The following is a 20,564-nucleotide window of genomic DNA, read 5'->3' as shown; positions in this document are numbered from 1 at the left end:
TTTACTTTAAAAATTACTTTCGTTTACGAGCGTCTGGCTTTCCACCTTTGTTGAAAGGCTTTCTATCTCCTCTTGGAGAATCACCACCTTTACCACCGGCACCAGATTGTTTTTTGTCCATTCCGGCTAGTGGAGAAAGATCTCTCTTTCCATAAACTTCACCTTTCATGATCCATACTTTGATTCCCATTCTACCATAAGTAGTATGAGCTTCTGCCAAAGCATAATCAATATCAGCTCTGAAAGTTGATAGAGGAATTCTACCTTCTTTGAAACCTTCTGAACGAGCCATCTCAGCACCATTCAAACGACCAGAAATTAAAACTTTGATACCTTCAGCGTTCATACGCATAGAAGCAGCAATAGCCATTTTAATTGCACGTCTGTAAGAAATTCTGCTTTCGATTTGACGACAGATGCTTGTAGCAACTAGATACGCGTCAAGCTCAGGTCTTTTGATTTCAAAAATATTGATTTGAACCTCTTTGTCAGTAACTTTCTTAAGTTCTTCTTTCAACTTGTCTACCTCTTGTCCGCCTTTTCCGATAATGATACCAGGTCTTGCAGTAGTGATAGTAACGGTTACAAGTTTCAAAGTTCTCTCGATGATTACTTTAGATACACTAGCTTTTGATAAACGAGCGTGGATATACTTTCTGATTTTGTGATCTTCGGCTAATTTATCACCGTAATCATTTCCACCATACCAGTTTGAGTCCCATCCTCTGATGATACCAAGTCTATTTCCAATTGGATTTGTCTTTTGTCCCATGCTGCTTAAGAATTGCTTTGTGTGTTATTGATAGCTCCTAACACGATTGTTACGTGGTTAGAACGTTTTCTTATTCTGTGTGCTCTTCCTTGTGGTGCTGGACGAAGTCTTTTCAACATCATACCACCATCTACACGGATTTCCTTAACAAATAATCCCGCTTCTTCTAAACTAGCTTCACTATTTTTTTGCTCCCAGTTGTTGATTGCAGATAATAATAGTTTTTCTAATTTTCTTGAAGCTTCTTTAGAACTAAATCTCAAAATGTTAAGTGCTCTTTCTACCTTCTGACCTCTTACCAAGTCCGCTACTAAGCGCATTTTTCTAGGTGAAGTAGGGCAGTTATTCAATTTTGCGAAAGCAATAGACTTATTAGCCTCTTTTCTCGCATCTGCTGTTTCTCTTTTACGAACTCCCATTGCTTCTTATTTTTTACCTTTATTTTTTGCTCCAGCATGACCTCTAAAAGATCTAGTTGGTGAAAACTCTCCTAATTTGTGACCTACCATGTTTTCAGTTACGTATACCGGTACAAATTGACGACCGTTGTGAACTGCGATAGTTTGACCAACAAAATCTGGAGTAATCATAGAAGCTCTAGACCAAGTCTTAACCACTCCTTTATTTCCACCTGCTATGTTTTCCTGAACTTTCTTATCTAACTTATAATGAACGAAAGGTCCTTTTTTTAATGAACGTGCCATATCTTATTATTTCTTTCTACGTTCTACGATATACTTATTACTCGGGTTTTTCTTAGAACGAGTTCTATAACCTTTAGCTGGTATTCCATTTCTTGAACGTGGATGTCCACCAGAAGAACGTCCTTCACCACCACCCATTGGGTGATCGACAGGGTTCATTGCAACAGGTCTTGTTCTAGGTCTTCTTCCTAACCATCTAGTTCTACCAGCTTTTCCTGATACTACTAATTGATGATCTGAATTCGATACAGCTCCAATTGTAGCCGAACAAGTCAACAAGATCAATCTTGTTTCTCCAGATGGCATTTTAATTGTTGCATATTTTCCATCTCTTGCCATTAACTGAGCAAAAGTACCAGCTGAACGAGCAATTACTGCTCCTTGACCTGGACGTAACTCGATGCAAGAAATAACAGTTCCTAGTGGAACTCTACTTAAAGGCAAAGTATTACCAATTTCAGGTTGTGATTCTGGACCAGAAACTAATTTCTGACCAACTTTCAAACCGTTTTGTGCAATAATATATGTTTTTTCACCATCAGCGTAAGCTAATAATGCGATAAAAGCAGTACGATTTGGATCGTACTCAATTGATTTTACCGTAGCAGGAATACCATCCTTAGCACGTTTAAAATCAATAATACGATATCTCTGCTTGTGACCACCACCCGTATAACGCATGGTCATCTTTCCTTGACTATTTCTACCTCCAGAGTTTTTTATCGGCGCTATCAAAGAGCGTTCCGGCTTATCAGTTGTAATGGCGTCATAACCATTCACAACTCTAAATCGCTGACCTGGGGTAATAGGTTTTAATTTTCTTACTGACATTTTATCTTAGATATTGTTGTAAAAATCAATTGTTTCTCCTTCTTGTACTTGAACAATTGCTTTTTTGATTGCATTTGTCTTTCCACTGATCAAACCACTTTTAGTGTATTTTGTAGTTCTATCCGGTCTTACGTTCATTGTGTTCACACTCAAAACAGTTACTCCATAAGCAGCTTCAACAGCTTTCTTAATCTCAACTTTGTTTGCTTTTCTGTTCACAACGAATCCGAAGCGGTTTAAAACTTCACTTTCTTTGGTTACTTTTTCCGTTACTATAGGCTTAATTATGATGCTCATATCCTATTATTTACTTAAATTTTCTTCAATTACCTCCAAAGAACTCTCTAAAAGAACTAAATTATTAGCATTTAAAATATCATAAGTACTTAATTCTAAGCTACTTACAACATTTGAACCCTTCAAATTACGTGAGGACAAATATACATTTTTATTGGTATCACCCAATACAAATAATGATTTTTTATTTTCTAACTCTAAAGCTTTCAAAACGTTAATGAAATTTTTAGTGTTTGGAGTTTCAAAATTAAAGTCTTCAAGAACGATAATATTTGACTCTTTAGCTTTAAGCGAGAAAGCTGATTTTCTTGCCAAACGCTTCAAGCTTTTATTCAATTTGAATGAATAACTTCTTGGTCTTGGTCCAAAAACAGTTCCACCACCTTTAAACAATGGATTCTTTGCACTACCCGCACGAGCAGTACCAGTTCCTTTTTGTTTTTTAATTTTACGTGTACTTCCCGCTACTTCAGCTCTTTCTTTAGCTTTGTGCGTCCCTTGTCTTTGATTAGCAAGATATTGCTTCACATCAAGGTATACAGCGTGTTTGTTTGGTTCGATACCAAATACTGAATCAGAAAGTTGCACTTTTCTTCCAGTATCTTTTCCGTTGAAATCTAATACTTTTGCTTCCATTACTTCTGAATGATTACATAAGAGTTGTTATGACCAGGAACACATCCTTTAATAACAAGTAGGTTCTTCTCAGCAACTACTTTTAAAACTCTAAGGTTTTGAACTTTTACATTGTCTCCTCCCATTCTACCAGCCATACGCATTCCTTTGAATACTCTAGATGGATAAGAAGAAGCTCCCACAGAACCTGGCGCTCTTAAACGGTTGTGTTGACCGTGAGTTGCTTGACCAACACCACCAAAACCGTGACGTTTTACAACCCCTTGAAAACCTTTACCTTTAGATACACCTTGTACATCTACAAATTCTCCTTCAGCAAAAATAGAAACATCAATAAGATCTCCTAATTTTTGTTCAGTTGCAAAATCTTGGAATTCAACGACTTTTTTCTTAGCAACAGTTCCCGCTTTTTTAAAGTGACCTAAAGCCGCTTTTGTGGAATGTTTCTCGTTTTTGTCATCGAAACCTAGTTGCAACGCTTCATACCCGTCAACACCTTTGGTTCTGACTTGGGTAACAACGCATGGACCTGCTTCGATTACTGTACAAGGAATGTTTTTCCCGTTTTCGTCGAAAATACTAGTCATGCCGATTTTTCTACCAATTAACCCAGACATAAATATTAATTATTAATTACTAAAACTCCCTTCAATTTGAAAACAACAGAAGCTTTCAAACAGGGAGTGCAAAAGTATATATTAAAATCGAATATACCAAACAGTTACAAAAATTAAATCCCTCATTATCACAATTAAAGAAAACAAAAAACAGAAAACAAAAAAAATTGGGATAGAAAATCAGGTCACAAAAGCAGTATTTGCCAATCAAAAAAAGCAAAAAACAATTTTGAGAAAAACCACTAAAACGCCCGAAAAACAAGGGATTACAAGATTTTTTATGAAAAAAACATAATAAAAAAGTAAATAAAAGAACATAAAAAAAAAAGCGAAACATTTCTGTTTCGCTTTTTCTATTAAAATATAAAAAAATTATACTTTTATTTCTACTTCTACTCCACTTGGCAATTCAAGCTTCATTAAAGCATCAATAGTTTTTGATGAAGATGAGTAAATATCAATCAATCTCTTGTATGACATTACTTCAAACTGCTCTCTTGCTTTTTTGTTTACGTGCGGTGAACGCAATACTGTAAACAATTTTTTGTGAGTTGGCAACGGAATAGGACCAGTTACAACAGCACCAGTAGTTTTTACTGTTTTTACAATCTTCTCAGCAGACTTGTCTACCAACATGTGATCGTAAGATTTTAATTTTATTCTGATTTTTTGACTCATTTTCTTAAAGATTAAGCGTTTCCTTTTGCTTTTTTGATTACTGCCTCTGAAATATTAGAAGGCGTTTCTGAATAGTGAGAAAATTCCATTGTTGAAGTCGCACGACCTGAAGACAATGTCCTTAATGTTGTTACATATCCAAACATTTCAGATAATGGCACATCAGCTTTGATAGTTTTAGCTCCATTTCTGTCACCCATATCATTAACTTGACCTCTACGACGGTTAATATCACCTACGATATCTCCCATGTTTTCTTCTGGTGTAATAACCTCCATTTTCATGATTGGCTCTAAGATTACAGCTCCAGCAGCTTTAGCTACTTCTCTATAACCCATTCTTGCCGCTAATTCAAAAGAAAGTGCATCAGAATCCACAGGGTGGAAAGATCCATCTAATAAAGTAACTTTCAAACTATCTACTTGGTATCCTGCTAAAGGACCTTGTTTCATAGCTTCACGGAAACCTTTTTCTACAGAAGGAATATATTCTTTAGGAACGTTACCACCTTTAACAGCATTAACGAATTGCAAACCTACAGGAACTTTACCATCAACTTCGTCGGCTGGCTCCAATAAAAATACAATATCACCGAATTTACCACGACCTCCAGATTGTTTCTTGTATGTTTCTCTGTGTTGCGCTGATCTTGTAAAAGCTTCTTTGTATTCAACTTGAGGCTCACCTTGGTTTACTTCAACTTTGAATTCACGCTTCATTCTATCAACTAAGATATCTAAGTGAAGCTCACCCATACCTGAGATAATAGTTTGTCCTGAAGCTTCATCAGTTCTTACTGTAAATGTCGGATCTTCTTCAGCTAATTTAGCCAAAGCCATACCCATTTTATCAACATCTGCTTTAGTTTTTGGCTCAATAGCGATACCAATTACCGGTGCGGGGAATTTCATTGACTCAAGAATGATTGGATGTTTTTCATCACACAATGTATCTCCAGTTTTGATATCTTTAAATCCAACTGCTGCTCCAATATCACCTGCTTCGATATAATCGATTGGGTTTTGTTTGTTCGCGTGCATTTGGTAGATACGAGAAATTCTCTCCTTGTTACCAGAACGTGTATTCAATACGTAAGAACCAGCATCTAAACGACCTGAGTAAGCACGGAAGAAAGCTAAACGACCTACGAATGGGTCAGTAGCAATTTTAAATGCCAAAGCAGCAAATGGCTCCTTAACATCTGGCTTACGCAAGATTTGCGTTTGATCTTCTTCTAATAATTCAGCATCATCAGGATGAATTCCTGAAATACCTTCTTTATCCATTGGAGATGGCAAATATTTACAAACAGCATCTAACATGAACTGAACTCCTTTGTTTTTGAAAGAAGAACCTGCAATCATAGGAATGATAGCCATGTCCATAGTAGCAGCTCTAAGTGCATTATTAATCTCTTCTTCTGTAATAGAATCTGGATCTTCCATGTACTTGTCAAGTAAATTCTCATCGTAATCAGCTACTGCTTCGATAAGAATATCTCTGTACTCTTTCACTTCGTCAACCATATCAGCTGGGATATCGATGATATCAAAAGTTGCCCCTTGAGTAGCATCATGCCAAACGATAGCTTGGTTTTTAACCAAATCAACAACACCTTTAAAATCATTCTCTTCACCAATTGGCAAAGTGATCGCTACAGCGTTTGATTTTAACATGTCTCTAACTTGCTGACAAACTGCCAAAAAGTTAGATCCTTGACGGTCCATTTTATTAACGAATCCCATACGTGGAACTCTATATTGATCAGCTAATCTCCAGTTAGTTTCTGATTGTGGCTCAACACCATCTACAGCACTAAATAAAAACACTAAACCATCTAATACACGTAATGAACGGTTTACCTCTACAGTAAAGTCAACGTGACCAGGAGTATCAATAATGTTAAAGTGGTACGGTTTAGATTCTGGCAATGCTTTACCTTGCTCAGTTGGAAAATTCCACTCACAAGTAGTAGCAGCAGAAGTAATAGTAATACCTCTTTCTTGCTCCTGAGCCATCCAGTCCATAGTTGCAGCACCATCGTGTACTTCACCTATTTTGTGTGATTTACCAGTATAAAAAAGGATACGCTCAGTTGTTGTTGTTTTACCAGCATCAATGTGAGCAGCAATTCCAATATTTCTTGTATATTTTAAGTCTCTAGCCATTTCTTACGAATTAAAATCTAAAGTGAGAGAAAGCTTTGTTAGCTTCTGCCATTTTGTGAGTATCCATTCTTTTCTTAACAGCAGCTCCTTCTTCTTTAGCAGCAGCTAAACACTCTGAAGCTAATCTTTGAGCCATTGACTTTTCGTTTCTTCTTCTTGAATAAAGAATCAACCATTTCATCGCCATAGATATTTTTCTATCAGGACGAATTTGCATTGGAATTTGGAATGTAGCTCCACCCACTCTACGTGAACGAACCTCTACGTGAGGCATAACGTTTGTTAATGCATCTTTCCAGATTTCTAGTGATGATTTTTCAGCATCTTGTTTTTTAGACTCAATGATGTCAATTGCATCATAAAATACTTTAAACGCTGTCGATTTTTTTCCATCCCACATTAAGTTGTTTACGAAACGTGTTACCAGTTGATCATTGAATCTTGGATCTGGTAAAAGTGGTCTTTTCTTTGCCGCTCTTTTTCTCATGTCTTTTTTTTAATAAAATAGATACGAATGCAAAACCATTAGGCCTTGCTACATACAAACTTTAAATTACTTTTTTGCTTCTTTTGGGCGTTTTGCTCCGTACTTAGATCTTCTTTGCGTTCTTCCTGCTACTCCTGACGTATCAAGTGCACCACGAACGATGTGATATCTAACTCCTGGTAAATCTTTTACCCTTCCACCCCTAACTAATACTATCGAGTGCTCTTGTAGATTGTGTCCTTCACCTGGGATGTAAGCATTCACTTCATTACCATTTGTCAAACGTACACGCGCAACTTTACGCATTGCAGAGTTTGGTTTTTTTGGTGTTGTAGTGTAAACACGCGTACAAACCCCTCTTCTTTGAGGACAAGAATCTAAAGCAACCGATTTACTCTTCTTAGTTATCTGAGTTCTTCCTGTTCTTACTAATTGTTGAATTGTTGGCATAATTAATACTAAAAATTTCTTATTATATTAAATTCCCGCTTTTTACGGGGTTGCAAATGTATTTATTTTTTTTGAGATTACAACATCATTTGAATTTATTTTTAAGAGCAAATAATTGTAAGTCAAAGATCTTTAACCAACAACGACAATGATTTCCTTAATTTAATATTTTAAAACAGACTAAGCGAGCCCAAAAATGTCATAAATTTGACTTCGAAAAGGGAGAAAAAAAGATTTCCAGCTCATCATAAAATACAAACTCAATTGAAAAATAATTTAGCACTGCTGCTTTTTCTACTTTGTACAATCACAATGAGTGCACAATCATTCTATATAAAATTCAAAACAGCAACAACCGAAAATCAAACACTACCAGACACTTTACTCAGCCTAAAGAAACACACAAACTTACAGTCCATAGAAAAAAGAATTTCCACAATCAGTCAGCAATTAATAAAAAAAGGATTTTTAGACAGCAACATTCAAACAGCGGTAAAAATAAATGACAGCGTGTACAGTAGCACTATTTATTTCGGCGATAGGATAAAATCAGTAGTTATTAACGCACCGAATAATTTTGAAATACCTCCTTTTAGCAAAACTAAAAAAACACACACAATCGATTACGAAGATTTGGACCAATTTTTAAGCAACATACTTTCCATTTATGAGCAACAAGGCAACGCTCTTGCTAATATCAGACTAAAAAACATCGAAAGACAAAAAAATCTACTGCAAGCCGAACTTGAAATTTATAAAAGCTCGAGTAGAAAATTAACCAATATCATCGTAGAACAAGCAAACAATCTGCAACTACCAAAAAGTCTCTTGAGCCAAATCAAAAAGAAATACTTAACCAAAACATACAACAAAGAAACATTATCGAATATATACAATCAATTTGAAAAATTAGGATTTGCAAAAAATAGTAAATACCCAGAGGCCCTACTTACAACCGATTCAACTGCAGTGTATGTCTACCTAGAAAAACAAAACGCAAACACTTTCGATGGCTTTATCGGATTTCGCAATAACGATGCTCAAAAAATTCAACTAAATGGATATGCTAACATCGAACTACAAAACATACTTAAAAGAGGCGAAAAAATTCAGATCAATTGGAAAAGCGACGGTCAAGATCAAAAAACATTTGACGCAAGCGTTGTATTACCATTTATTTTCAACTCCCCAATCGGACTGAAAACAGAGTTAAACTTATTTAGACAAGACAGCACGTTTCAAAATACCAAAACAATGATCGCTGCAACCTATGAAATAAAATCACGACAAATAATAACAGTTGGATATCAAACCACAACATCAAATGACATCCAAAACATAAACAGCGTAACTATACAAGACTATTCAAACTCCTTTTTAACTATCGGATATAAATACGAAGACACTACTAAACGACTAAACAATACAGAACCGAATCAACTATCAGTAAATTTCGACCTAGGAAAGAGAGACTTAAATAACACAGCAAACCCAGAAACACAAAAACAATTTTCAACAAGTATTAACTGGACCTACAACATAACACTATCTCAAAAAAATAATATCATTATACAATCAAATAGCTATTTGTTACGAAGCAAAAATATTTTACAAAATGAATTATACCGTTTTGGCGGATTTAACAGTTTAAGAGGGTTTAACGAAAATAGCCTACAAGCATCAATGGCAACTGTACTAAAAACTGAATTCAGAACCACACTAAACACTCAATTGTACTTTCACAGTATTTTAGACTATAGCCTCGCAAAAGACAAATCCTCCTCATTGTCAAGCAACAGCACTAGATCAAGACTAGGCACTGGTTTCGGGATCGGACTTCAAACATCAAACGGACTTTTAAGACTAGCGTTTGCAAACGGAGCAACGTTAGAAGAAAAATTCAATTTTCAAAACAGCATAATTCACTTGAGCTACAATGTTAAATTTTAAATTTTAACACTAAATGGTTTTACTATTATTAGGAATGTTAAGAAATTATTAAGAGTTTTGCGAGACTAATTCAAAATATTAAAAAATGAAACTAAAGTTCAATGGAATCTTAGTGCTTTTATTAGCACTAATGGCGCAGATAACTTTTGCGCAAGAGAGAGCGGTTTCAGGAGTTGTCTCTGACAATGCAGGCTTACCTATACCAGGAGTAAGCGTATTGGTTAAAGGAACAAAATCTGGAACACAAACTGATTTTGATGGAAAATTTACCATCAAAGCAAGTGCAAGTCAAGTATTAGTATTTAGCTATGTTGGGATGAAAACCCAAGAGCTAGCTGCTAGTTCAACAAGTTTAAAAATTACACTGAAAGACGACTCAGTTGAACTTGAAGGTGTAATTGTTACCGCAATGGGTATCAAAAGAAAACCGAAAGAACTTTCTTATGCGGTAGAAAACATCAAAAGTGAAGATTTAACCAAAACAAGAGCCGTAAACGTTGCTACAGCTTTATCTGGTAAAGTTTCTGGTTTGCAAGTTAACGTTGTAAATAACGGTGTTAACCCAAGTACAAGGGTTGTACTTAGAGGTAGCAGATCTTTGTTAGGTAACAACGAAGCATTGATCGTTATTGACGGATTCCCATCTGCAAGAGGAGTCCTTGATAGAATTAACCCAAATGACATTGACAACGTAACCATCCTTAAAGGTGCCAACGCATCTGCATTGTATGGTTCAGAAGCTTCAAATGGTGTCATGATCATTACAACTAAAAAAGGAAATGGTAAACTTTCTATCAACTACAACAGCTCTTTACAATTAGAGCAAGTAGCTTACTTGCCTAAGGTACAAAGCGAATTTGGAGTTGGTGGCTTCCCTGACGGAACACTTTACCCATTGGAAAACGTAAACTGGGGACCACGTTTTGACGGAAGACTAGTTGACGCAAGTGAAACATTAGATGACGGATCAGTTTGGCAAGTTCCTTTTACACCTGTAAAAAACAACATCCGTAACTTTTTTGATACAGGAGTATCTGCTAGACACGGTATCACATTTAAAGGTGGTGACGAAAATAGCGACTTTTTATTCTCTATTGACCAAACAAATACAACAGGAACTGTACCAAACGATACGTACAACAGAACAAACGTACGTTTAAAAGGTAGTAGAAAATACAATAAATTAACTGTTGGTGGAAACGTAAGTTTCTTTAGAGCTCACTCAAACCAAGTAAGTGAAACAGCAGGTAGACAAGGAAGACCAGTATACTGGAACGTATTAAATACGCCATTACACATTCCTTTGGACCAAATGAAAAACTGGAGAACAGGACAATTTACTAGAAACGAGGTATCTTTTTACAGATTCTATGAAAACCCTTACTTCATTCTTGACACTCAAAGAGAGAAAAACGATTATACTGAGTTCAATGTGCTTTCGAACATTGATTACAAATTTACAGACTATTTAACATTATCTGTGAATACCGGATACACTTCATTTTCAGAAGATTTCAAAAGAGAGTTCGGAGCATTTACATACGCTTTCGAATTAGCTAATACTTACTCTTCGATGGATCCTTACGGAGCAAGTACTGCATCAAGAATAGGAGTTGGTCAGCGTTTAAACAATGATATCATCTTGAAATTCGACAAAAACTTAAGTGATGACTTTAACTTAAAAATTAGTGCTGGAGCAAACACACGCTTAACATCGTCATCAAGTGTCAACGTTAGTGGTAACAACCTAACTATTCCAGATTTTTACAATGTTGGAACTAGAACTGGTGAGTTACTTGGAGGTGAAGATAAATTTTTATTCAGAAGACAAGGTGTTTATGGGGAATTAACTTTAGGGTATAAAGATTATTTATTCCTTACTGCTACAGCTAGAAATGATTGGTCATCTTCATTACCAATTCAAAACAGATCGTTCTTTTACCCTAGCGCAGGTTTATCATTTCTTGCAAGTGATGCCTTCCCAAGCATCAAAAGCGATAACGGAATTGACAATTTAAAATTTACGTTCAACGTTGCAAGAGTTGGTAACGATGGTGGCGCACCATATGTTACGAAAGCCATTTTCTCTACCCCAGTAGGATTCCCTTATGGAGCTACTACAGGTTTATCTCAAGGCCCAAGAGATCCTGATCAAAATTTAAGTCCGGAATTTACATTATCAAAAGAATTTGGTATAGAACTTGGCTTGTTTAAAAACAGATTGATTTTCAATGGAAATATCTACCAAACAAATTCTACTGACCAAATTGTACCTATCAACACATCATTGGCGTCGGGAGCTTCAAGCATTTTGACTAACATTGGTGAAATTGAAAACAGAGGTTTGGAACTTGATTTAAAAGGAACAATCATTAAAACAGCTGATTTTGGTTGGAAAATGGGAGTAAACTACTCTGGAATTAAATCTGAAGTAAAATCTTTGTTTGACGGTGTTGAAGAAGTAAGTATTGGTGGATTTGCTGATGCTGAAATCGTTGCAAAAGTTGGCGAATCTTACCCATTAATCAAAACTAGTTCATATTTAAGAGATTCTGAAGGAAGAGTAATTGTTGGTGATAATGGTAACCCTATTAAAGATTCCCAAAACAGAACACAAGGGCAAACTGCACCTAAGTACATTCTAGGTTTAAACACTACGCTTACCTATAAAAACTGGACCTTGTATGCTGTTGCTGATTACAGAACAGGACATGTATTCTATAATAACCTGAATGATGCGCTTGAGTTTACAGGATTAACACAACACAGCGCCTCAGCAGGAAGACAACCTTTCGTATTCCCTAACTCATCTTACTCTGATGGAAATGGCGGATTTGTAGCAAACAACAACCGTTTGACTGCAAGCGGTGGAAATGCTTTCTGGGATGAATACAACACGGTGAAAGAAAATTATGTTGTTGATGCAACTACACTAAAACTAAGAGAGGTATCCTTGAACTATGATTTCAATTCTGACTTCATCAAAAAAGCAGGTATCGATGCATTGAGCATTGGTTTCTTTGGTAGAAACTTACTTACCTTAAGACCAAAAGAAAACACAACAACAGATCCTGAATTTAACTTCACTACAGGAAATGCAGTAGGAGTTGGTACTCAAGCACAAACTCCACCAACAAGACAATTTGGGGTAAACCTAAACTTAACTTTTTAATACCTAAAAACATGAACATAGTAAAAATCATAAAATCATGTACACTGCTAACATTAGCAGCCGTGATGACTGCAAGTTGCAGTGATTATTTAGATGTAGACACCAATCCAAATAACCCTGGTATTTCAACTCCTGGCTTAACACTACCTGTAGCACAGAGAGATTTAGCGAGTTTGAACGCAACGCAAATGACCTACTTAGGTCAATACATTGCATACAACTGGGCTACCCCATCTAACTGGTCAGCTAACCAAGAGTTCGCTCGTTATACAGTAAATTCAGGATTTTATGCTGGAATTTTTGAAACGTCTTATGGTACAATCTTTAGGGATTTAACATACGTTCAAAATTACACCGATCCAGCTGGAGCAAACGATTATAGCGCTTACAAATCAATCGCTACAATCTTAAAAGGTTTTCAATACCAATACCTTGTTGACCTTTACGGAAATGTACCTTACACAGAAGCTAATTTAAGAGCAGGAAACATCACTCCTAAGTATGATGATGCACAAACTGTATACAAAGCAGTTATTGCTGAATTAACAACGGCTGCTACTACAGCACTTAGTGTACCTGCTAATGCGGAGAACCCACATGAAAAAGACATCATCAATGGTGGTGACATGACAAAATGGGCTCAATTCGCAAACACTGTAAAACTGAGAATGCTAGTACGTTTAAGCAACACCAACCAAGATGCTTACATTCGTGCACAAATAGCATTAATTGATGCAAACGGAGCAGGATACATTACAAGTGACATTGCTGCTAACCCTGGTTATGTAGATGATACTAACAAACAAAGCCCATTTTTCGGATACTTCAGAAGACCATCAACTGGTTTAGAAACTGACAGAGGAGATTTTACTGTAGCATCTGACTATACAGTTGGATACTTAACTACAACAAATGACCCAAGATTATCTAGACTTTATGCTGGAGCTACAACTGGAGGCGCTTTCAAAGGTGCTCCTCAAACAACAACGCTGCCAGGTACTGGATTCACATCTAGAGACTTAGCAAAAGTTGGTCCTGGATTATTGGTGAGTGCTACTCAAAACCAAACGATTATGTCGTTACCAGAAAGTTTATTACTTCAAGCTGAGGCCATTTCTAGAGGCTACATAGCAGGTGGTGATGCTGCTGCAAAAGCGAAATACGAACAAGCAGTACGTGCTTCATTTACAAGATTAGCTGTTCCTAATGCTGCTACTGCTGCAACAACTTATTTAGCACAAGATATCCCTAACGTTTCATGGGATTCATCGCCAAACAAAGTTCAAGCGATTATTACCCAAAAATGGGTTGCATTAAACGGTACATCATCTATTGAATTGTGGATTGAGAAAACAAGAACAGGTTTCCCTGCAAACTTACCACAACCTGCTGAAGGTGGAGGAAAGAGACCAGTAAGACTTTTATATCCTTCTTCAGAGATTTCAAGAAACTCTCAAAATGTACCTGCACAAACAGCTGCATCAGCATTCAATGATAATCCATTCTGGAAATAAAATATATAATTATGAAAAAGTATTTATTATCTAAAACCATAGCAGCGATCGTACTTGCAGTATCTTTTACTTCATGTGATGCTATTTTAGACCAAGACGAAACAGACTTTGGAAAAGGTCCAGTTTTGACAACATTTGCACAAACGGCAACAGAAGTGAACATCATTAAAGATGCAGCAAACACTCCAAAAACGTTTAGTTTTGATATCTCTTACGCAGGCGGTAAAAACGTTGCTTTAGACAGAGATGTGACAGTAACTATTGCTACGAAATCTACTTCAGAAGCGAAAGAAGGAGTAGAATTTGAACTACCTGTGAAAACATTTACAATTCCTGCAGGGCAAACAAGCGCTCAAGCATCTGTAAAAATTCTAACTGGTGGTTTGGTACCGTTTGATTTTAAAGATATTGTTTTAGAAATCGTTGACTCATCAGAGTCAGTTGCAGAAAACAATACGATTACTATCACAGTGAAAGCACTTGGAGCAAATAGTTTAGCAGGTAGATATGAAGTGTTAGAAGGAACTTACTTCAGAATTGGAGTAAATACTCCAGGGAGTGCTTCACCAGTTGGAGCGACACGTGTAATTGAAGCGTTAAGCGAAACTTTATACAAGCATACTGAATATGTTGGTAATTTCTCTGGAAACAACTGGTATTTTACAGTTGACGCCAATAACAAAGTAACTGTTTTAACAAAGGACCCATTCACAGGAGCACCAACATTATTAAATGGTGTTGCAGCAATTTCTTGTGAAACAAATCCATCAAGTTTGACACTTTCTAAATGTGGAACTTCTAATGTTGTCGAAAGAACAAACAACAGAAAAGACGTCATTAAACTTACTGTTGGATACAATCCAGCTGCACCAAGAGAATTCTATGAAGTAATTCGTAGATTAGAGTAATCACCTCTTGATTTTGATTAATAAGCCACCCCTTCTCGGGGTGGCTTTTTTTTGACCATAATCCTCGAAAACAAAAGTTAAAAATACTTCTAACCCAAACTGCACCACTTTGTAACCCAAAAAAAAAAAAAAACATTTGAAGACAAATCTAAAATTAACTCTTAGGCAAAGAGTAAATTCTGCCTCGGGATAAGAGATAAATTTAATTATTGCTGATACCATGAAACCAATATCCACTTAAGATAAGCGCTACTTATTAGTTGAAAATTCAACATCCAAAAAGCCCATTTATAGCATCGATCTTATACCAAAATCAGTAATAAACGGGAATATTCAACATTGTATAGATACAATTAATCTTACACTATACCCACAATAATTAACAACAAACACATATTATTCACAACATTTTTTGTTAAAAGATAATTTATAACAATTTAATTAGGAAAGTTAACAAATAATTAAGAGTTTTGCCTTACTAATCAAAACAATTAAATAATGAAACTAAAGTTCAATGGATTTTTAGTACTACTAGCAGTACTACTAGCGCAATTAACCTTTGCGCAAGAGAGAGCAGTTTCGGGAACTGTGACGGACAATGCAGGCATGCCAATACCAGGCGTAAGTGTATTAGTCAAAGGAACTACAACTGGAACTCAGACTGATTTTGACGGAAAATTTTCTATCAAAGCAAGCCCAACTAGCATCATTTTGTTTAGTTTTATTGGGATGAAAAATCAGGAGGTTGTTGCGAAATCAACAAACCTAAATGTCAAAATGCAGAACGAAACTACAGAACTTGAAAGTGTAGTAGTAACTGCACAAGGTATTAAAAGAGAGAAAAAATCTCTTGGTTATGCCGTTAGTGAAATCAAATCAGCAGCAATTGAACAAAGAGCTGAGGGGGATGTAGCCAGAGTTTTAACTGGAAAAGCCTCAGGTGTTATCATCAACCAAACCAGTGGTATTTCTGGTTCTGGTACAAGTATTAACATTAGAGGTCTAAATTCAATCTCTGGAAACACACAGCCGCTATTCATTGTAGATGGAGTGCCATTCTCCAGCGACACTAATGCCTCTGGAAACTTTGCCGATGGAAACTCTGGATCAAGCCGTTTTCTTGACTTAGATCCTAATAACATTGCCAACGTTAACATCCTTAAAGGCTATGCAGCTACTACCCTATACGGTACAGCAGGACGAAATGGAGTAATTTTAATCACTACCAAAGGAGGATCAACTAAAAAAGGAAGTAAGAAAAATGAAATAACGGTAAACCAATCACTATTTTTTAATGAAATAGCTTCTTTACCAGACTATCAAAACACATTTGGTAACGGATTCGATCAAACCTATGGAAACTTCTTTTCAAACTGGGGACCAGGATTTTATAAAGATGGCCTAGGTGGTTATGCAGCAACAGGATCAGGAATCGCCGCTGATGGAACAATTCTGCACCCATATAGCAAACCAGCCTTAGCGAGCGTTTTTCCAGAATACCAAGGCCTACGTATTCCTTACAAACCAGTACCGAATAACGTTAAAGATTTTTTCAGAACTGGAGCTGTTGTAAATACAAGTGTAAATTTAGCAGGTGCATCTGAAAACGGAAACACTTCTTACAATTTCAACTTTGGAAACTTAAATGACGAAGGGTTTACTCCTGGAAATGTTTTGCAAAGAACTTCATTTAGTGCAGGAGGAAGATCTAAATTGAGTAACAAATTTACCATTAGCGGTACCATGAATTTCTCAAGAACTGATTTCACAACTCCACCAGTAGCAAGAAGTAACGGTTCAGGTGTTGCCGGTTCAGGTTTGTCTATTTTTGCTGATATTTTCTACACACCTCGAAATGTTGATTTGCAAAACTGGCCATCACAGCATCCTATAACTGGAGCAAACTTAAGCTATCGTTCTGGAAACGATATCGTGAATCCATATTGGACTCTTAACAACTCATCAATAAACCAATTAACGCACAGAACATTTGGAAACACTGCATTGGAGTATGAAATAAACAGCCACTTAAAATTAAACTACCGTTTAGGATTTGATTTCTATAACGAAAGAAATAGCTCTTATACAAATGTTGGTGCTCCTAGAGGACCGGTTTTAGGAAACTATAGAACAGTTGACAACAACAATTTGATCTGGGATCACAACTTGATGCTAAATGGAAACTATGATTTAACAGACGAAATAGGGTTTAACTTTACTGCAGGTGCTACCTCAAGATATCAATCTTATGACAGACAGGGTGTATTTAGCGAAGGTCAGCAAGTTTTTGGAATTCAAAGACATTACAACTTTAGTACACAATCACCTATTCAATATACCGAAAACAAAAACATCGTTGGTCTTTATGGTTTGGCTGAGTTAAACTATCAAAAATACTTGTATGTAAATTTGTCAGCTAGAAAAGACTGGGTTTCTAACACGTTTATCAATAGTATAATTTACCCAGCAGGAAGCATCTCTTTTATTCCAACAGAAGCCTTTTCTTCAATGACTAGTAATAAAGGATTAAACTTCTTAAAATTACGTGCTAGTTACGGAACTTCTGCCGGATTTGCAGATTCATACCCAGTTGCTAATACTATTGAAGGAAATCCTAGAGCGTTTTCAGATATAAACGGTGTCATTAGCGCTTCACAACAAGCAAGTTCACGCTTAGGAAATAGCAACCTAAGGCCTGAATTACTTAGTGAATACGAATTTGGATTTGATTCGAAATTTTTCGATAACAGAATTGGCTTAAATGCTTCCTATTTTTTAAGAGAAACAAAAAATTTAATTACTGAAACACCTATTGACCCATCAAGTGGTTTCTTAACTACTTTTACTAATATAGGACTATTAAAAGGTAATGGTTTAGAGATTGAACTTGATCTTCACCTAGTGAAAAATGACGATAAAGGATTCAATTGGGATTTATCTACAAACTTTTTCAAGGGAGAAATGATTGTAAAGGATCTTGGTGAATTAGAAAGAATTACAACGGCAGGTTTCACCAACTTAGGTAACCAAGCTATCGAAGGCCAACAAGTTGGTGTTATGGTTGGGTCTAGAGTTAAAAGAGATGCAAACGGTAATTTTGTAGTAAACAGCGTGGGTGATTACGCTATTGAAGCAGGTCCATTTATCATTGGAAACCCAAATCCTGACTTTACTTTGAATACCACTAACACATTCACTTTCAAAAACTTTAATTTAAACTTCTTAATAAGCTATGTAAGTGGTGGTGATGTATACTCACAAACTACTGCTGCATTACTTGGTAGAGGTTTAACTACTGATACTGTAGACAGACTACAAACGTTTATCTTACCTGGAGTAAAAGAAAACGGAACACCAAACGATATTCAAATCAACAACTCAACATACTACTTTAACAATATTGCTTTCGGACCAGACGAACTTAGCGTTTATGACGGATCCGTAGTACGTTTGAACGAAGTATCTTTGGGTTACACATTACCAACTAAATTTTTAGAAAAAACACCTTTCGGGTCACTTAGTTTTAGCGTAGCAGGTTACAACTTGTACTATAACGCATTCAACACTCCAAAAGGCGTAAATTTTGATCCAAACGTTGTTGGTACCGGTGTAGGAAACGGAAGAGGTTTCGATTTCTTAAACGGACCGAGCGGTAAAAGATATGGTTTTAGTATAAAAGCTTCTTTCTAAAAAACACACATGAACATTATGAAAAAAATATTAAAAACAGCAGGTTTACTTATTGCATTAATAAGTATCGTGACTTTCTCCTCGTGCGAAACCACAAACCTAGAATTAACAGAAGATCCGAACGCATTACCGGAAACTGCAGCTAATCCCGATTTATTATTAAACAAAGTACAAACAGAGTTTGCCGGAGCGATGCAAAGTTTCGGTACAGTTGGAGCTGAAGTGAGCCGATTAAAATACATGTTTGGTAGAAGTTACCAAGATGATGCCTACTCTGCAAGCACATTTAACGGTACTTGGGCAAGTGCTTATGCGGTAATCTTGAAAAACAATCGTTTAATAGCTCCTATTGCTGAAGAAAAAGGTTTAACCAAGCACATCGCGATAGGTCAGGTAATCGAGGCATACACCATTGTGACTCTTGTGGATTATTTTGGAGATATTCCTTATTCTGAAGCAGTAAGCACGACAAACCTTACACCAAAACTAGACGCGGGTAAAGATGTATATGCAGCAGCCTTATCATTATTAGATAAAGCAATTGTTAACTTCAATGCAGCTTCAACAGCTAATCCAGCAATCGATTTTTATTACAATAAAAACTGGGCAAAATGGATTAAATTAGCAAACACAATAAAACTAAAAATTTATCTGCAAACTAAGCTAGTTGATCCAACTGCAATAACTAAGTTCAATACCATCATTTCATCAGGTTCTTTCATAGGTACAGGGGAAGATTTTGAATTCAACTGGGGGGTTAGCAATTCAAATCCTGATTCTAGACATCCACTTTACATTGCTAATTACACACCTTCAGGAATAGAAGATGGTTACCAAGCTAACTGGTTGATGAATGAAATGAAAAACGGAAAACCAGTTCAGGATCCAAGAATGAGATATTACTTCTACAGACAAGTAAATACAGTTCCTGTGAGTGAGCAAGACTTAAGATGTAGCGTAGAACCTGCACCTGCTCACTATGCAGCTGGCGGATATGTGTACTGCCGTATTGACTCTGACCAAGGATATTGGGGAAGAGACCATGGAAATGACGAAGGAATTCCAAATGACAGACAAAAACGTACTGCTGTTGGTGTTTATCCTGCTGGAGGTAAATTTGATGACAATACTTTTAGAGCGATAAACGGCCTTACGTTTGGTGCTGCTGGAGGTGGAATAACGCCGATAGTTTTAGCATCTACAGTTGATTTTTGGAGAGCTGAAGCAGCGCTATCTACAGGAGGAACTGGTGATGCTCGAGCATTTATGACCGCAGGTATCCAAAAATCCTTGACTAAAGTACGAGGATTTATTACAAGAGATAAAACTGCAATTGCCTCTTTTGCACCTGCTCTCAGTGCCGATACGAATTATATAACTGCTGTAACAGACAAATATGATGCTGCAACAAGTAACGCCGAAAGACTAGATGTTGTAATTACAGAGTTCTTTATATCACTTTTTGGAAATGGTACAGATGCTTACAATGCTTACCGCAGAACGGGATTTCCTAGAAGAATTCAACCAAACATAGACGAAAAAGCAGATGGTTTCATTCGTTCTTTCTTATATCCTGCAGATGTAACTGGTACTAATCCAAACATAAAACAGAAAGCTAAAGTAACGCAACGTGTTTTCTGGGATACTAATCCTGAAACAGGTTTCCCATTTGGTAACTAAAAAAAATAAA

At 36.3% G+C, this 20,564-nt stretch carries 17 protein-coding genes; 6 read left to right on the top strand and 11 right to left on the bottom strand.

Annotation, left to right across the window (positions count from 1 at the left end; all coding sequences use genetic code 11):
- Nucleotides 1-13: 13 nt before the first annotated feature.
- The 11 genes from rpsC to rpsL form a co-directional block, all read right to left on the bottom strand.
- Nucleotides 14-772: a 30S ribosomal protein S3 gene (gene rpsC, locus ACXX8U_RS01785; protein ID WP_121337683.1), complete on the bottom strand. Its 759-nt coding sequence runs from the start codon at nt 770-772 to the stop codon at nt 14-16.
- 5 nt (nt 773-777) lie between these two features.
- Nucleotides 778-1,191 carry a 50S ribosomal protein L22 gene (rplV, locus tag ACXX8U_RS01780; RefSeq protein WP_024981512.1) on the bottom strand — a complete coding sequence of 138 codons (414 nt, stop codon included), beginning with the start codon at nt 1,189-1,191 and terminating at the stop codon, nt 778-780.
- Between the two features lie 6 nt (nt 1,192-1,197).
- Complete coding sequence (gene rpsS, locus ACXX8U_RS01775; protein WP_007136562.1) at nt 1,198-1,476, bottom strand: 30S ribosomal protein S19; 279 nt, start codon at nt 1,474-1,476, stop codon at nt 1,198-1,200.
- A gap of 6 nt (nt 1,477-1,482) precedes the next feature.
- Nucleotides 1,483-2,307: a 50S ribosomal protein L2 gene (gene rplB, locus ACXX8U_RS01770; protein WP_166138158.1), complete on the bottom strand. Its 825-nt coding sequence runs from the start codon at nt 2,305-2,307 to the stop codon at nt 1,483-1,485.
- Nucleotides 2,308-2,313: 6 nt separating this feature from the next.
- Entirely contained in the window at nt 2,314-2,604 is a 291-nt protein-coding gene (gene rplW, locus ACXX8U_RS01765; protein WP_166138155.1) for a 50S ribosomal protein L23, read from the bottom strand.
- Nucleotides 2,605-2,610: 6 nt separating this feature from the next.
- Entirely contained in the window at nt 2,611-3,240 is a 630-nt protein-coding gene (gene rplD / locus ACXX8U_RS01760; protein ID WP_166138152.1) for a 50S ribosomal protein L4, read from the bottom strand.
- On the bottom strand, nt 3,240-3,857 hold the full coding sequence (gene rplC, locus ACXX8U_RS01755) for a 50S ribosomal protein L3 (RefSeq protein WP_072945403.1): 618 nt from the start codon (nt 3,855-3,857) through the stop codon (nt 3,240-3,242). The genes rplD and rplC overlap by 1 nt, the downstream gene beginning before the upstream one ends.
- Before the next feature lie 372 nt (nt 3,858-4,229).
- Nucleotides 4,230-4,535: a 30S ribosomal protein S10 gene (gene rpsJ, locus ACXX8U_RS01750; protein ID WP_007803605.1), complete on the bottom strand. Its 306-nt coding sequence runs from the start codon at nt 4,533-4,535 to the stop codon at nt 4,230-4,232.
- Between the two features lie 11 nt (nt 4,536-4,546).
- Nucleotides 4,547-6,703 (bottom strand): elongation factor G, encoded by a 2,157-nt coding sequence (gene fusA, locus ACXX8U_RS01745; protein ID WP_458564349.1) that lies wholly within the window; start codon nt 6,701-6,703, stop codon nt 4,547-4,549.
- Between the two features lie 10 nt (nt 6,704-6,713).
- On the bottom strand, nt 6,714-7,190 hold the full coding sequence (rpsG, locus tag ACXX8U_RS01740) for a 30S ribosomal protein S7 (protein WP_166138146.1): 477 nt from the start codon (nt 7,188-7,190) through the stop codon (nt 6,714-6,716).
- Between the two features lie 66 nt (nt 7,191-7,256).
- Nucleotides 7,257-7,640: a 30S ribosomal protein S12 gene (gene rpsL / locus ACXX8U_RS01735; protein WP_007136570.1), complete on the bottom strand. Its 384-nt coding sequence runs from the start codon at nt 7,638-7,640 to the stop codon at nt 7,257-7,259.
- Nucleotides 7,641-7,904: 264 nt separating this feature from the next.
- Here rpsL and ACXX8U_RS01730 point away from each other — a divergent pair, with 264 nt between their 5' ends.
- From ACXX8U_RS01730 to ACXX8U_RS01705, 6 genes are all read left to right on the top strand, one after another.
- The gene (locus tag ACXX8U_RS01730) at nt 7,905-9,590 is read left to right on the top strand and encodes a BamA/TamA family outer membrane protein (RefSeq protein ID WP_458564348.1); all 1,686 of its coding nucleotides are present in this window, start codon (nt 7,905-7,907) and stop codon (nt 9,588-9,590) included.
- Nucleotides 9,591-9,675: 85 nt separating this feature from the next.
- Nucleotides 9,676-12,762 carry a SusC/RagA family TonB-linked outer membrane protein gene (locus ACXX8U_RS01725; protein ID WP_458564347.1) on the top strand — a complete coding sequence of 1,029 codons (3,087 nt, stop codon included), beginning with the start codon at nt 9,676-9,678 and terminating at the stop codon, nt 12,760-12,762.
- An 11-nt stretch (nt 12,763-12,773) separates the two neighbouring features.
- Complete coding sequence (locus ACXX8U_RS01720; RefSeq protein WP_458564346.1) at nt 12,774-14,276, top strand: SusD/RagB family nutrient-binding outer membrane lipoprotein; 1,503 nt, start codon at nt 12,774-12,776, stop codon at nt 14,274-14,276.
- A gap of 11 nt (nt 14,277-14,287) precedes the next feature.
- On the top strand, nt 14,288-15,184 hold the full coding sequence (locus ACXX8U_RS01715; RefSeq protein ID WP_458564345.1) for a hypothetical protein: 897 nt from the start codon (nt 14,288-14,290) through the stop codon (nt 15,182-15,184).
- Nucleotides 15,185-15,682: 498 nt separating this feature from the next.
- Nucleotides 15,683-18,874 (top strand): SusC/RagA family TonB-linked outer membrane protein, encoded by a 3,192-nt coding sequence (locus ACXX8U_RS01710; protein ID WP_458564344.1) that lies wholly within the window; start codon nt 15,683-15,685, stop codon nt 18,872-18,874.
- Nucleotides 18,875-18,892: 18 nt separating this feature from the next.
- A complete protein-coding gene (locus ACXX8U_RS01705) occupies nt 18,893-20,554 on the top strand; it encodes a SusD/RagB family nutrient-binding outer membrane lipoprotein (RefSeq protein WP_458564343.1) in 1,662 nt (553 codons plus the stop codon).
- Nucleotides 20,555-20,564: the final 10 nt, after the last annotated feature.

The sequence above is a fragment of the Flavobacterium sp. GNP001 genome, assembly GCF_054343775.1.
The sequence above is the reverse complement of the archived record's forward strand: the minus strand, read 5'-3'. Positions and strand labels throughout refer to the sequence as shown.

Bases quoted from the DNA above. Each gene is read 5' to 3' on its own strand.
- ACXX8U_RS01705 (WP_458564343.1), top strand. From the start codon at position 18,893: ATGAAAAAAATATTAAAAACAGCAGGTTTACTTATTGCATTAATAAGT.
- rpsL (WP_007136570.1), bottom strand. From the start codon at position 7,640: ATGCCAACAATTCAACAATTAGTAAGAACAGGAAGAACTCAGATAACT.
- rplD (WP_166138152.1), bottom strand. From the start codon at position 3,240: ATGGAAGCAAAAGTATTAGATTTCAACGGAAAAGATACTGGAAGAAAA.
- fusA (WP_458564349.1), bottom strand. From the start codon at position 6,703: ATGGCTAGAGACTTAAAATATACAAGAAATATTGGAATTGCTGCTCAC.
- rplB (WP_166138158.1), bottom strand. From the start codon at position 2,307: ATGTCAGTAAGAAAATTAAAACCTATTACCCCAGGTCAGCGATTTAGA.
- rplV (WP_024981512.1), bottom strand. From the start codon at position 1,191: ATGGGAGTTCGTAAAAGAGAAACAGCAGATGCGAGAAAAGAGGCTAAT.
- ACXX8U_RS01720 (WP_458564346.1), top strand. From the start codon at position 12,774: ATGAACATAGTAAAAATCATAAAATCATGTACACTGCTAACATTAGCA.
- ACXX8U_RS01715 (WP_458564345.1), top strand. From the start codon at position 14,288: ATGAAAAAGTATTTATTATCTAAAACCATAGCAGCGATCGTACTTGCA.
- rplW (WP_166138155.1), bottom strand. From the start codon at position 2,604: ATGAGCATCATAATTAAGCCTATAGTAACGGAAAAAGTAACCAAAGAA.
- rplC (WP_072945403.1), bottom strand. From the start codon at position 3,857: ATGTCTGGGTTAATTGGTAGAAAAATCGGCATGACTAGTATTTTCGAC.
- rpsS (WP_007136562.1), bottom strand. From the start codon at position 1,476: ATGGCACGTTCATTAAAAAAAGGACCTTTCGTTCATTATAAGTTAGAT.
- ACXX8U_RS01725 (WP_458564347.1), top strand. From the start codon at position 9,676: ATGAAACTAAAGTTCAATGGAATCTTAGTGCTTTTATTAGCACTAATG.
- rpsG (WP_166138146.1), bottom strand. From the start codon at position 7,190: ATGAGAAAAAGAGCGGCAAAGAAAAGACCACTTTTACCAGATCCAAGA.
- rpsJ (WP_007803605.1), bottom strand. From the start codon at position 4,535: ATGAGTCAAAAAATCAGAATAAAATTAAAATCTTACGATCACATGTTG.
- ACXX8U_RS01710 (WP_458564344.1), top strand. From the start codon at position 15,683: ATGAAACTAAAGTTCAATGGATTTTTAGTACTACTAGCAGTACTACTA.
- rpsC (WP_121337683.1), bottom strand. From the start codon at position 772: ATGGGACAAAAGACAAATCCAATTGGAAATAGACTTGGTATCATCAGA.